General features: G+C 36.4%; 17 protein-coding genes. 16 read left to right on the top strand and 1 reads right to left on the bottom strand.

Annotation, left to right across the window (positions count from 1 at the left end):
• The first annotated feature begins 319 nt into the window (after nucleotides 1-319).
• From B154_RS29055 to B154_RS0118680, 15 genes are all read left to right on the top strand, one after another.
• Nucleotides 320-880, top strand: coding sequence for a toprim domain-containing protein (locus B154_RS29055; protein ID WP_245542621.1), 561 nt, complete (start codon nucleotides 320-322; stop codon nucleotides 878-880).
• A gap of 176 nt (nucleotides 881-1,056) precedes the next feature.
• The gene (locus B154_RS0118745) at nucleotides 1,057-1,533 is read left to right on the top strand and encodes a plasmid mobilization protein (RefSeq protein WP_018615869.1); all 477 of its coding nucleotides are present in this window, start codon (nucleotides 1,057-1,059) and stop codon (nucleotides 1,531-1,533) included.
• Nucleotides 1,527-2,075 (top strand): relaxase/mobilization nuclease domain-containing protein, encoded by a 549-nt coding sequence (locus tag B154_RS30255; RefSeq protein ID WP_018615868.1) that lies wholly within the window; start codon nucleotides 1,527-1,529, stop codon nucleotides 2,073-2,075. Before B154_RS0118745 ends, B154_RS30255 begins: the two co-directional genes overlap by 7 nt.
• A 202-nt stretch (nucleotides 2,076-2,277) precedes the next feature.
• A complete protein-coding gene (locus B154_RS0118735) occupies nucleotides 2,278-2,532 on the top strand; it encodes a hypothetical protein (protein ID WP_018615867.1) in 255 nt (84 codons plus the stop codon).
• A 630-nt stretch (nucleotides 2,533-3,162) separates the two neighbouring features.
• Nucleotides 3,163-3,735 carry a sigma-70 family RNA polymerase sigma factor gene (locus tag B154_RS0118730; protein WP_018615864.1) on the top strand — a complete coding sequence of 191 codons (573 nt, stop codon included), beginning with the start codon at nucleotides 3,163-3,165 and terminating at the stop codon, nucleotides 3,733-3,735.
• A 58-nt stretch (nucleotides 3,736-3,793) separates the two neighbouring features.
• Nucleotides 3,794-3,991 carry a hypothetical protein gene (locus tag B154_RS0118725; protein ID WP_018615863.1) on the top strand — a complete coding sequence of 66 codons (198 nt, stop codon included), beginning with the start codon at nucleotides 3,794-3,796 and terminating at the stop codon, nucleotides 3,989-3,991.
• Nucleotides 3,992-4,144: 153 nt separating this feature from the next.
• The gene (locus B154_RS0118720; RefSeq protein ID WP_018615862.1) at nucleotides 4,145-4,354 is read left to right on the top strand and encodes a hypothetical protein; all 210 of its coding nucleotides are present in this window, start codon (nucleotides 4,145-4,147) and stop codon (nucleotides 4,352-4,354) included.
• A gap of 490 nt (nucleotides 4,355-4,844) precedes the next feature.
• Nucleotides 4,845-5,387: a hypothetical protein gene (locus tag B154_RS0118715; RefSeq protein ID WP_018615861.1), complete on the top strand. Its 543-nt coding sequence runs from the start codon at nucleotides 4,845-4,847 to the stop codon at nucleotides 5,385-5,387.
• A gap of 167 nt (nucleotides 5,388-5,554) precedes the next feature.
• Nucleotides 5,555-5,884, top strand: a complete 330-nt coding sequence (locus B154_RS0118710) for an ArsR/SmtB family transcription factor (RefSeq protein ID WP_018615860.1) — start codon at nucleotides 5,555-5,557, stop codon at nucleotides 5,882-5,884.
• Nucleotides 5,885-5,939: 55 nt separating this feature from the next.
• Nucleotides 5,940-6,788, top strand: coding sequence for an arsenite methyltransferase (locus B154_RS0118705; protein WP_018615859.1), 849 nt, complete (start codon nucleotides 5,940-5,942; stop codon nucleotides 6,786-6,788).
• A 15-nt stretch (nucleotides 6,789-6,803) separates the two neighbouring features.
• Entirely contained in the window at nucleotides 6,804-7,298 is a 495-nt protein-coding gene (locus B154_RS0118700; protein ID WP_018615858.1) for a GNAT family N-acetyltransferase, read from the top strand.
• An 8-nt stretch (nucleotides 7,299-7,306) separates the two neighbouring features.
• Entirely contained in the window at nucleotides 7,307-8,398 is a 1,092-nt protein-coding gene (arsB, locus tag B154_RS0118695) for an ACR3 family arsenite efflux transporter (RefSeq protein ID WP_018615857.1), read from the top strand.
• 44 nt (nucleotides 8,399-8,442) lie between these two features.
• Nucleotides 8,443-8,775, top strand: a complete 333-nt coding sequence (locus B154_RS33135) for an ArsA-related P-loop ATPase (protein WP_018615856.1) — start codon at nucleotides 8,443-8,445, stop codon at nucleotides 8,773-8,775.
• Entirely contained in the window at nucleotides 8,753-9,832 is a 1,080-nt protein-coding gene (locus tag B154_RS0118685) for an ArsA-related P-loop ATPase (RefSeq protein ID WP_018615855.1), read from the top strand. The genes B154_RS33135 and B154_RS0118685 overlap by 23 nt, the downstream gene beginning before the upstream one ends.
• Before the next feature lie 78 nt (nucleotides 9,833-9,910).
• The gene (locus B154_RS0118680; protein WP_018615854.1) at nucleotides 9,911-10,684 is read left to right on the top strand and encodes a metallophosphoesterase family protein; all 774 of its coding nucleotides are present in this window, start codon (nucleotides 9,911-9,913) and stop codon (nucleotides 10,682-10,684) included.
• Between the two features lie 323 nt (nucleotides 10,685-11,007).
• Here B154_RS0118680 and B154_RS30890 read toward each other — a convergent pair whose 3' ends face one another.
• Nucleotides 11,008-12,186: a site-specific integrase gene (locus B154_RS30890; RefSeq protein ID WP_169337680.1), complete on the bottom strand. Its 1,179-nt coding sequence runs from the start codon at nucleotides 12,184-12,186 to the stop codon at nucleotides 11,008-11,010.
• Nucleotides 12,187-12,678: 492 nt separating this feature from the next.
• Here B154_RS30890 and B154_RS0118670 point away from each other — a divergent pair, with 492 nt between their 5' ends.
• Nucleotides 12,679-13,170 (top strand): hypothetical protein, encoded by a 492-nt coding sequence (locus B154_RS0118670; RefSeq protein WP_018615852.1) that lies wholly within the window; start codon nucleotides 12,679-12,681, stop codon nucleotides 13,168-13,170.
• Nucleotides 13,171-13,319 lie beyond the last annotated feature (149 nt).

The following is a 13,319-nucleotide window of genomic DNA, read 5'->3' as shown; positions in this document are numbered from 1 at the left end:
CTTGTTGCTGTAGCCATGCCTTTAAAGACAAAAGTTCAACTGTAGTAGCACCAAAAGTCCTGATTTGTCGCTCAACCCCTTGACGCATAATACAGGCTGTAACAGAGGCCTGATGCACATCAAGCCCGCAAGCTTTGATAACATCGCTTCTCATAATAATAAACTTTTAAATAAAATTAAAATGATTATAAACAGCCTCACAATTTTCATTCAGTAAAGTGAGCGCCGCTCATGGATATTTCACAGTAAACACTTCCCGGTTCAACAGCCAGTTGCAAACGCACAAAAGCTAGACGAGGTACTTGAACCTGCAATAAAAGTGATAGCCGCAAAACCGATTACCAATCCTGTCCTTTGCCGCTATCTCACTGAAAGAAAAATACCAGTGGAGATTGCAGAGAAGTATTGTAAAGAAGTCTACTTTGATCTGAACGGACGCAGAAACCTTGCGATCGGATTTGAAAACAAATCGGGAGGATTTGAGCTAAGAAACTCACTTTTTAAAGGTGGTAGTTCTCCAAAAGATATCACCCAAATCAGTAGTGATGGGGCAAAAGAAGTTGCTGTGTTCGAAGGTTTTTTTAGCTTCCTTTCTTATCAGGCACTTCCACAAAATAACCCCGAACTGACAAATTTTCTGATCCTAAACTCGCTTTCATTTTTTGAAAAGAGCAGGCAAATGATGGAGCAACACGACAAGATTAACCTGTACCTGGACAGGGATGAAGCAGGAATAAAGAACACTGAAGTAGGGCTAAAGTGGGATGCAAAGTACATTGATAAAAGTCATTTGTACAAAAACTGTAAAGACCTAAATGACTACCTGGTTCTGCAAAGCCAAAACTTTAAACATAGCCATAGGTTAGGAAGGCATTTTTAAAAGTTGATATGGTTAATGAACGTCTCTAATTAATCTCTGGTTTATGTTTTACAAAAACCTGTATTAAAGTGCTTCTTAACGCACTTGGTTAAATGTCCGTTTGTAACACAAACGAGAATTTAACCCTTTCGCTCGGAACTCACTTCGGGAAAGAAACAGAGGATAAAAAGTTATAGATGAAATTGATAAAAGTCAAGTTTACAACTTTTCCAAAGCTCCTATATGAACTTATAGCCACAATATTTTCTAACGTGATAAATGAAATTGTGATGGAAAAAGCAAAAGACAACCGGACAAAACACATAACGCTGAGGTTGATTTTGTCAGAATATAACCAGATAAATGATAGGTTTAGAGCAACCACCTGCCGCAAGCTGAGCGACTATATAAGAAAGGTTTTATTAGCAGGGAAGGTAACGGTACTAACNCGAAACAAATNCCTCGATGACTTTATGACAGAGATGATAAACCTTAGAAATGAGCTAAATGCTATTGGAAAGAACTATAATCAAGCAGTGCATAAACTCCATTTATTAGATAAAATCCCGGAGTTCAGAGAGTGGATTTTACTGCATAATGTAGACCATAAAATCTTGCTGAATACGGTGGAACAAATCAAAAGTCGTATCAATCAATTTGCAGAAAAATGGTAGCCAGGATAAAAAGAACACAAAGTCTTTCAAGAAGTTTGAATTACAATGAAAAGAAAATAGAGGCCGGAGTAGCGGAGTGTATCTATGCGGTGAATTATCCAAAAGACCTGGAGCGATTGAACTTCTACGACAAGCTACACCGGCTGGAGCATCAGGCCAAACTCAACGAGCGGGTAAAAGCAAACAGCGTTCATATATCCCTCAATTTCCATGAAAGCGACCAGTTGAATAAAGAAAGGTTATCAGCTATTGCTGAGACATATATGAAAGGCATTGGATTTGAGCACCAGCCTTACCTCGTATATCGACACTATGATGCGGGTCATCCTCATATTCATATTATAAGTACCAATATCCAAGGCGATGGCAGTAAAATAGAAATGAACAATATCGGTCGAAACCAATCTGAAGTCGCACGGAAAGCTATCGAAATTACGTTTGGATTAACACAGGCACAAGGACGTAACCAAAAGCTGGAAAATGAGATCAAGCTAACTGCACAAAAAGTTCGATACGGAAAGACACAAACCAAAAAAGGATGAGACTGTTCCTAATTGGTTGCTCGAAAATAAAAGGAAAAAGAAGAAATCGAAGCGACCACATTTGTAACGCGTGGTAACTGATAGCTAAAGGAGTTGTTCTTCAATAAAAATACAAATAACCATTTTTACTTAAAACCTTTTTTGTAATTTGTTTTTTTCGGCACTGTTTTAAAACGAACTTACAGAATCTAAAAGTCCAAGTATGATTACAACTTCTGAAGTCGCACCTTCACCTTTTTTAGCTCCTTTTGTTCGTTGCTATACGTATGGTGAATTTGATACGAAAGGTTTAGACCTGATAAAACCGTGGCATGCCTCACATGAAATATCTATGCCTTTTTTCTTTAAGGCTTTACCTGTGAAACTAATTGATCCGCAACCAGGAGAAATTTTAAAAAAAGCGATTATGGAGGTGTTACTGGACTGCGACGCAATACAATGGCGAAATGACGTTTAATGGCAGTTATTCTTTCTTTGAAATCATTTTCAGACCTAATGGTTTTAATAAAATATTTGGATGGCCTTCCAGTGAAATCCCTAACCAAATTATTAATGGTGATGACATTTTTGACTCCAGATACTAATTGTTATCAATCGTTGCCCTTTTAACGGCTTCATAGACTTTGTCTATACCTTCTTTTAGTTAAAAGTTTCTCATAAAATTTGCATCATTTTTCCAACTCTCCGTCTTAGTTACAGCAAGACTAAAAATTATATTGATTAAATAACGTAACTGCAAATAAAAAGATTATGAAAACATTCTTCCAATAGCTATTGGTGTAGGCCCTGTGGGTTTGGCTGCGGCCGCACATTTAACTTTAAGAAATATTCCCTTCCTGTTATTTGAAGTTTTTGTTTCATTATCATTTTAAATGCAATATTTCCAATTGTGATATCAAATGGCTCAAGTGATAAAATTCGAGCAATGCCCAAAATTCTATATGGAAGGATTCTGGGGCAGCTTTTGGAACATTAGTTTGCGGTCTTTTTCTTTCTAGCGTTCATCTTAATGATTTGTTACTGACATATTCTTTATTACAAATTCTTTTAGTAATTTATATTAGTAAACGAACCTAAAATCATAGCTATGGAAATCGAAATGCTATATACCGACATGAGAAGCGTTTTGCTAAATTACATTAAAACAAAAGTGTCGAACAACGAGGATGCTGAAGATATTTTGCAGGATACTTTTATCAAGGTTGCCTTAAACCTAAATTCTGTTAAAAGGCGCGAAAAGCTGCAAAGTTGGATTTATACCATTACCCGGAATAAGATTACGGACTATTATCGAAAGAGAGCCGGTTTAGCGAATGTAACTTTGCAGGAGGAATTCGCCGAAAGTACTCCTGAACAAGAATACAATGATGTCACTAAAGATTTAGACTGTTGTTTGATGAATTACCTAAATCAATTACCCGAAGAATACCGAGATATTCTTATTGACGTAGAATTGAATGGAATAAAGCAAAAAGACTTAATTGATAAACATGGGTTAGCGTATCCATCCATTCGGTCACGGGTTCAAAGAGGGAGGGATAAGTTAAAAGCAGCACTACTAACTTGTTGCAATATTAGCTGGGACAACAGAGGTAACATTTTAGAGGCAAAGGAAAAGAACAGCTGCGAACCACCCTCTTCAAAAGATTGTAAAAAATAGTTTGCGTCATTTTAAAGTGTTTCCGTCTATATAGATAGATGAACAAAAACTTAAAATCATGGAAACACAAATGGCAAACATTCCGGTTCTGGAAAAAAGTAAAAGAGAGACACCTATAGCAAGCAAAAGTAGTTCTTCCTGTTGTACGCCTGTTTCAACAACAACTTCCTGTTGTACACCAAGTAAATCAAAAGAGGAAAATGATGGCGCTTGCTGTGCTCAGCCAAAAGATGGTACACTCTGTTGTGATAAATAAAGCATCACGTGCATATATAAACGTCGAACAAGGGTGCAAAACCATCACTAACTGTTGAAGGCCACCATCCTGGTATTTTTGTTTGAGATGGTCGCCAATTTCACTGAAGATTAAAAAGTAATGAATAAGCTTTCGTAATTATATTAATAAGCTATGAAAACAGCAGAACAAGAAGCAAAAGAAATAGTAGTTACAGTGTTGATGAAAATGGTATGTTGTATTGAGAAGTCACGAAATTATCTTGAAAATGGTATTGCAAAGGAGGTTTCATTATCGGAGGTAGATAAGACTATAGCAATAACAGAAGATGAAAATAAATTAAAACGTTGGAAGAGGGTCAGAGAGTGCCTTGAAATTCTTTGATGTTTAAAATGCATTAATGTCATCGCTGTTAGAGCCTTCCTGAAAATGTTTTACTAATTCCACGTGTCTGGTCACCTACCATTCATCTTGCCCGACCAACGGCAAAATTTCTTTGATCGATATTTTCCAGCTACTAATATTCATCTATCGGTTGTTCCAATTTCCGTTGCAATTATTTGTAACACAAAGTGCTTTTGCTAAACACAAACAAACAAAGTAAAATAACGGTTTAGGGGGAAAGATTTATATTAATTACAGGAGCTTCAGTTGCCTTGGGAGAAGCGTTGAGTATGCTTACTATATTAAAATTGTAAAATGCGAGCAAAATAATTCAATGAGATTAAATAATATCAAAAAGCATAAAATCACCGATGGTTGATTGCTACGGTCATTTCCTGCTCTATCCTTACCTAATATCCACATATTTTCCAATTAGTAAAACTAAAACCTGTTATAGAAAACGTAATCAAAACATATAAAAACATACAAAATGAAAAAATTACTCTTTTTACTAAGCACGATCGCAGTATTGGGCACAACAAGCTGCAAGAAAGATAGTGAACATCCTGGTGACCTCGGCAATACCCCGAGAACCCAAGTACCTGATGAAATTGTAGGTGCATGGGAAAGTGGCAGTATCGATTTTGTACTGTGGGAAAATTACCGGGAAGGTTATTATGCAGGCCGAAATGCAATACCTTCAAGAGAGGCAATGGTATTTAACAAAAATGGGGATGCCAAGTTCTACAGATATGAGTTTGCCTATGGTCTTTACGAGGAGCTTATTGATTGCACAGGAACTGTGACTTTCAATGATAAAGGCACTTTTACTTTCTTTCCCATCAAGGGGCGAAAACGATTTTATAATACTCGTCATTCGGACAATAACGCAGACAGAGAGCTGACGAGCACAGAATTAGCTGACCCCAAAATAGCAGGTATGCGTAGATATGCTTATATCAGTTCATCTAATCCTGCAATACAAATTACTGTTCCCGGCTCAGCATCTTACAATTGGTACAAGAAGTTGTGAGAATTAGTATTAATTGAAAAAGTTATCCTTCGACAGGACATCACTGTGCTATTTGTAGTAGGTAATTCAAGAAAGGGCCGTCTTAAGACTAAATATGCGAATTCAGCAAAAATTTCTTTTAAAAATAATATTTTCTTTAAAATTCATCGTAATATTGCGTTATAAAAATGGGAGCTACTAAATCATCCGTGTTCAGCGTTAAGGACAACAGGATTGCAAAAATTGCAAAGGCTTTAGGACACCCTGCAAGAATTGCTATCTTAAATTTGTTAGCAAACAAGCAGGCTTGCGTTTGTGGTGACATAGTAGACGAATTACCACTTTCTCAAAGTACAGTATCACAACACTTAAAAGAATTAAAAGAGGCAGGATTGATTACCGGAGAAATAGAAGGGGCAAAAGTTTGTTACTGTATAGATGCGAAAGAATGGAAAGCAGCGCAGGCAGTATTAAATCAAATGTTTGAAACATATAAGGGGGGCAGCAATTGTTGCTAACTTTTTTTTGCTTATAATCATCGTAATATTTCGATAATTCTAAATTATAAATACAATGGAAACTCAAGAACAAGTAAAAAACTTGGTAAGGCAGAAGTATTCAGAGATTGCTTTACAAGACAAACAAACAAATGCCTCTTCATGTTGTGGTTCTGGTTGTTGCTCAACAGAAGTTTATAATATCATGGCTGATGACTATACACAGTTAGAAGGTTATAACCCCGATGCTGATTTGGGCTTAGGCTGTGGTCTTCCTACTCAGTATGCTAAAATCAAAAAAGGTGATGTAGTTATAGACTTAGGAAGCGGTGCAGGTAATGATGCATTCATAGCCAGAAACGAAACAGGGGAAACAGGAAAGGTTATAGGCATTGACTTTACCCCCGCTATGATTGAAAGAGCAAGACAAAACAATGAAGTAAGGGGTTTTACCAACGTTGAGTTCAGGCAAGGTGATATAGAAAAGATGCCAGTAACAGCTAACACAGCAGATGTTATTGTAAGCAACTGTGTATTAAACTTAGTACCTAACAAAGACGGAGTAATTAAAGAAATATACAGAGTACTAAAACCAGGCGGTCACTTCTCCATATCTGATATTGTTTTAGAAGGTCAGTTACCAAAAGAGATAAGAGAAGCTGCTGAAATGTATGCAGGTTGTGTTGCTGGTGCAATCCAAAAACAAGTTTACTTAGAACTGATAGAAGCAAACGGATTTAAAAATATTACAGTTCAAAAAGACAAAGCAATTATTATTCCGGATGATATATTAAGTCAATATTTATCAGCAGAGCAAATTACAGCATTTAAACAATCAGGTACAGGCATCAAAAGCATCACTGTATATGCGGAAAAACCAGCAGCAGAAAAAGCGACCTGTTGCGGTCCTGAATGTTGTAACTAAAATTTTAAACTGTTTATGATAACGCTTGATTCAATGAAGCCTTCCGACTGGGAGGCTGTAAAAGAAATATATGAAGAGGGCATTGCTACCGGCAATGCCACTTTTCAACAATCTGCACCATGCTGGGATGAATGGAACAACAGCCATTTACAACACAGCAGGATTGTAGCAAAAGAAGACAATATTGTTTTAGGATGGGCAGCACTTACACCGGTATCAGGTAGATGTATTTATGCAGGTGTTGCGGAAGTAAGTGTTTATGTAAGTGATAAAGCAAGAGGTAAAGGATTAGGAAAGCAACTACTGCAAAAACTTATAGAAGAAAGTGAAGCAAACGGCATCTGGACTCTACAAGCAGGGATATTTCCAGAGAATACACCAAGCATAAAAATTCATGAAGCTGGCGGTTTTCGGATTTTCGGAACAAGAGAACGGATAGGTAAAATGAATGGAGTTTGGAGAGATAACTTACAATTAGAAAGAAGAAGTAAAATAGTTGGAATTAATTAAAATAAATTATGTCAGGAAACAACTGTGCTCCGGTAGCTCAAAGAAAGAAACTTAGTTTCTTAGATACGTACTTAACCCTATGGATATTTATAGCAATGGCTATAGGTGTTGCAATTGGTTACTTTCTTCCATCTTCAAGTAAGTTTATCAATTCATTTTCTTCAGGTACAACAAACATTCCTTTAGCGGTAGGCTTAATACTGATGATGTATCCACCCTTTGCAAAGGTGAGATATGAAAAGCTGAAAGAAGTCTTTAAGGATACCACGGTTTTAGGAATGTCATTGTTCCTTAATTGGGTGATAGGTCCAATACTGATGTTTCTACTTGCAACAATATTCTTTTTACACGATAAACCGGAATACATGGTAGGCTTAATCCTTATTGGTTTAGCCCGATGTATCGCTATGGTAATTGTATGGAATGAATTAGCAGGAGGAAGCAGAGAATATGCAGCAGGTTTAGTTGCATTAAACAGCATCTTCCAGGTGCTTTTATACAGTGTTTATGCTTATGTATTTGTTACTATATTACCACCATTATTCGGCATCACAGGTTCAGAAGTAAATATTACAATTGGACAGATTGCAGAAAGTGTTGCCATTTACTTAGGTATTCCATTTGCAGCCGGTGTACTTACTCGGTACATACTTAGAATAGCAAAAGGCGAAGAATGGTATCAAAACAAATTCATTCCATTCATATCGCCGATAACCTTGATTGCATTACTCTTTACCATCGTTGTAATGTTCAGCCTTAAAGGTGAGCTGATTGTTCAAATACCTTTAGATGTTGTTAGAATTGCAATCCCTCTGGTTATTTACTTTGCTATCATGTTTATAGTTAGCTTTTTTATCGGTAAGAAGATGGGTGCTGACTATTCTACCAATGCATCAATAGCATTCACAGCAGCAGGAAACAATTTTGAATTAGCCATTGCAGTAGCAATAGGTGTGTTTGGCATCAACAGCGGACAAGCCTTTGCCGGTGTGATTGGTCCTTTGGTTGAAGTTCCGGCATTGATTGTACTGGTCAATGTAGCATTTTGGTTACGAAACAAATATTATTCAAAACTTCAACAACAAAACTCGCCCATATAACACAAATCTTATAAGCTTTGCTAAATTTTATAAAACTTCCTTAAATGACAAACACAATAACACCATATTTGTTTTTCACAGGGAAAGGCGGAGTTGGTAAAACTTCTCTCGCTTGTGCGACTGCAGTTAAACTTGCTGATGAGGGGAAAAGAATACTTTTGGTAAGTACCGATCCTGCATCCAATTTAGAAGATGTCTTGGAGAGTAGTGTGACTGAAAAAATTAGCCGGGTAAAAGGGTTGGACAACCTGTTTGCTATTAATATTAATCCGGAAGTGTCGGCAGAAGAATATCGACAGAGGGTTACAAATCCGCTACTCGGAATTATACCTGATGCCGAAATAAAAAAAAAAGTTGTATATAAATGGAGTTTTTAAAGCTATTGATGCGGTAGATGTTTTTGCAAAAAAAATGCAGTCATTAGCAGATGAACAGCTTAATAGTATTCCTCAAACACTCAAAAGTCTACCATTAGACACATTTCCTCTGCTACCTTATAATGTCTTAGGACTACAGAAGCTCCGTTCCCTTCTAAACACAGACCTTCAAAAACAAGTGATAGAGAAAAATATCGGGCAGTCAAATAATTTAAACCATCCATTACCTGGTTTGGATGAATTAGTAAAGGAGGTGATCCAGAAACAGAGTCAAGGGCTGATTATGGTAATGGGCAAAGGAGGTGTTGGCAAAACTATTACTGCTTCTACTATTGCGGTATTATTAGCAAAAAAAGGGTTTGAGGTACATCTTACCACTACTGACCCTGCCGCTCATATACAGGACTTCATTAAGCAATTGAAAGTTTTGCCTGAAAGTCTAACGATTGATCGCATTGATCCAAAAATTGAAACGCAACGATATGTAGAAAAAATTCTTTCGCAAAAAGGAGCTGCATTAGATGAAGAAGGTAAAAAACTTCTGCTCGAAGACCTAAAATCTCCATGCACTGAAGAGGTAGCTGTTTTTCACGCTTTTTCAAAAGTCATTAACAGTGCTAAAAGAAAGTTTGTAGTTGTCGATACAGCTCCAACAGGACATACTCTGCTGCTACTGGATACCGCCGGTAGTTACCATCGTGAAGTGTTGCGCAATAGCGTTATAGATGCAGGTCATATCAAAACACCTTACATGGCGCTACAAGACCAGCAAATGTGTAAAATCCTGATAGTTTCGTTACCTGAGACAACACCAATGCGTGAAGCAGCTTCTTTGCAGGATGATCTGAAAAGAGCAGGTATTCTTCCATATGCCTGGATTATTAATCAAAGCCTGTCAATGCAAAAACTAATCACAGATCCCGTTTTAAAAAGCCGGGCAGCCGCCGAAATAGATGTTATTAAAACCATTGAAAGTAAACTTGCCAACAAAACTTTTGGCATTCCCTTTATACCTGAGAAAGATGTACTCCCTGTTCTGGTAAATTCTAACAGTTAAAACCGGTTACTGCAAATACCCAGCGAATAAGGACGACTTTACAAAACAACAACTTCAAACGCATAAAAAACTCACCCTATGAAAATTGCACTACTTAGTGATATACACGCTAACCTCCCGGCATTGGAAGCCTGTTTTAGAAGCATAGAAGAACAAAAGCCTGATGCTATCTATTGTCTTGGTGATTTAGTAGGTTACAACGTTTGGGCAAACGAAGTAGTTAACGAAATAAGAAGAAGAGGCATACCTACCATCGCGGGTAACTACGACCAGGGCATTGGTTTAATGAGTGACGAATGTGGTTGTGCTTATAAAACGGAACCAGAAAAGGATAATGGAAAAATCTCAATTTCTTTTACCAATTCAATAATAGGAACAGAAGAAAGAAAGTACCTCAGAACTTTACCGGCACACATCAAAGTGGAGTTCCAATTAAACAATGATAAGCTGAACTTACTGTTAGTGCATGGCAGTCCAAGAAAGATTAACGAATACTTGTTTGAAGACAGGGACGAAAAGAGTTTATTGAGAATAATAGAACAGGCAGATGCAGACATTATGTGCTTCGGTCATACACACAAACCTTACCATAGAATACTACCTACAGAGTCAACAGAAAACACCCATTACCGTCATGCTATCAACATTGGTTCAGTCGGTAAGCCAAAAGACAACAATCCGAAAGGCTGTTATGTTATACTCACCATCAATGTTAATAGCAGCATAACGAACAAAGATGCAGTACAGGTAGAATTTATAAGATTTGAATACGATGTAGAAAAAGCAGCTAAGGCAGTTGAAGGCAGTCCATTACCGAACGACTTTGCAGAAATGTTGAGGGGCGGTTACTAATAAAACCAACAAGCTGCTTTTTAATGTGATTTCAATAAAACCAGCATCACGGTTTAAGAGAAAATCTCCAAATAGTCGTCGCAGGTCTCTTTGAAGTTCCATGCCTTTATCCTTCTTATACCAATTTTGCAATTCTGTGTTGTGCAAACCCGGGACGAATTCCCATGTAAACAGTCTTTCCAGTCTGTGTCACGTACAACCAGTTTCGGAATGCTCTTTGCTCCTTCTTTCGGTAGGAGTAGATTAAAAATGGTTACAGGTAAAAAGCAAAAGAATTAAGTCTTAGTTATAGGCAGCCAAAGACAAAGCTGTTTTGGTTCGGGTTAAGCTACACTTAATGATGCATTGTTAGCCTTTATCCTCTTTTCTTCCCATTTCTTTTTCATATGTTGATTTAATCGTTTGGCAGTATCAAGTTTAGATATCCTTATATAGGTGAGAAAAGCTTTTTCAGTTCTATGACCTGTTATCTTCATTAAATCAATTGTTGGAAAACCTTCCAAATAATAATTAGTGGCAAACGATCTTCTAGCAGTGTGACTAGATACACATTCCCACGTCTCCTTTTCAGGTTCATCTAACAAATGTCCTTTATCAAGTAAGCCAGCTTTTTTGCATGCTTCTTTTATATATTCATTAAAATTTTGGTTAGAGACAGAAGCTGGAAGCTTATTGGTATTTTCGCCATACTTTTTAAAAATATCTAAAACAACCGGGCTACAAGGAATTATCACTAGTTCCTTTGTTTTTTTAGTAAGCACCTTTATAAATTTATCACCTTCAACTTCAATTATATTTTCTTCTTTAATTGCTGAATAATCCTGAAAACGGAGGCCAACGTAACATCCAAATATAAATAGATCTCTTACTCTCTCTAATCTTTTATAATTGCTTAAGTCGCACTTATATAATTTTTCTAATTCCTTTTCGTTTAAATAGATCGCGTCGGTCGAGGCCTTGGGAACTGCGAATTTTTTACTTCTGCAAGACATATTATTAGTATATCCCAACTCTACAGCTTCACCCATAAATACTTTTATTTTAGAGATGTATTTCCCTATTGTGTTTATATCCAAATCAATAATAGGAGTCTTTATTCTTTTTAACTTTTGGTTGTTTTTCCTAAAAAGATCAATCGCTGCTTTATATTTTGTTTTCCTGTTTTCTAAATACTCTATAAACTTATAATAAAACTCCAGTGTAATCGTTTCAAAATCTATTTTATACTTTTTTATTGCTTCAAATTCCACTAAGTGATGCTTGCAACCGATATATACTCTCAACGTGCTTATGCTTTTCGAATTTCCTCGATGCTTAATTTCTCCAGAAATAAAACGATCAATTAGAGTATATAAAGTTATATTCTCTGTTTTCTCATTTTTATTTATAAAATTAGATAAAGTCTTTCTTAAAATTTCTGGTCTCGGAATTCCATTTATTATTTGTGAGTTGTATGTTGTGCGGGTCAACCGGGCTAAACCGTCTAATAAATCATTTAGCACATATTGGCCATCTTCGGTTGTAATTCTATTAGTCTTTACTCTTTGCTTATTAACATTCCAATTGGATGGATCAATACTTTGGCCGAATGTGAACACAAGAACATTCCCATTATATTTATATTTGAGATAAATAAGAGACTTCCCAGAAACTTTAGCTGGAGCTTTTAAGTAAAAGTTTACCTCGCCCATAAAAAAAGTTTCTTAAAGGTAATAAAATGCTTCATTCGGTTGCCCGTTTGGTTGCCCCTTTTTATTTATTCAGTTTTATTTAATTTAGCCGTTAAAGTAATAACTGGTTGATTATCAAATAGAAAGTTGAAAGTTTAAGTAATAGTGGTACAGATTTAGCCAAGAAAATGTTGGTTCTGTCGAGGCCACATACTCTCAACTTTTATTATTAATAGTCAAGGTTTTACAGAACTAGTTATTTAAGGTGGTACTGTAGGGGGTACAGTGCAATTTAGTTTTAAAAAATTTACGGTTGCATTATTTATGGCAAACAAACATGCTAGTAATAAGAGCATTCATTATTTGGATAGAATATTGCCCTTACTTCCTGCTAATGACCCTTTTATGGTATCTGAAGTCATAGTAGAAAAGTTCGGAGATGCTGAAAAAAGCGAAGCTAATGATCTTAGCGAAAGAATAACGGAACTGTTGGTAGACGACCTGAAATATGCAGATGACTATCACGGAAGGTTATGGCTTAAATTGACAGATAAGGGCCGGTTAGCTCAAGAAAAGGGGGGACATTTCAAATACCAGAGTGACTTGGATGAAAACGATCGAATTCAACGGCGACTTTCAGATTTGGATAACAGATTAAAGGAAGCTCAACTTAAGTTGACATTGCAACAAAGCAACGAATTGAAAAATAAAAAGTTGTGGGCGATATTAGGTGCAATTGGCGGATCACTATTAACCATTATCGTAACTAATGCAAAAGATATCTTAGAAGCGTTACGACAATACTTCCACATATAAACGATGTGGAAAAAAGCGGAGGGTTCACATGAGTCACCAAGCTTTTTATTTTTTTGTTCATAGAAGTATTAAAAACTTGCTATCTCGGGTCGTTTCGATTGATTTACTAAAATGAAAACGTTGTTTATCTTGAGTGCTTCTAGAAAAAA

The sequence above is a fragment of the Segetibacter koreensis DSM 18137 genome, assembly GCF_000374045.1.
GTDB lineage: Bacteria > Bacteroidota > Bacteroidia > Chitinophagales > Chitinophagaceae > Segetibacter > Segetibacter koreensis.
This window is presented reverse-complemented; position numbering and strand designations above follow the sequence as displayed.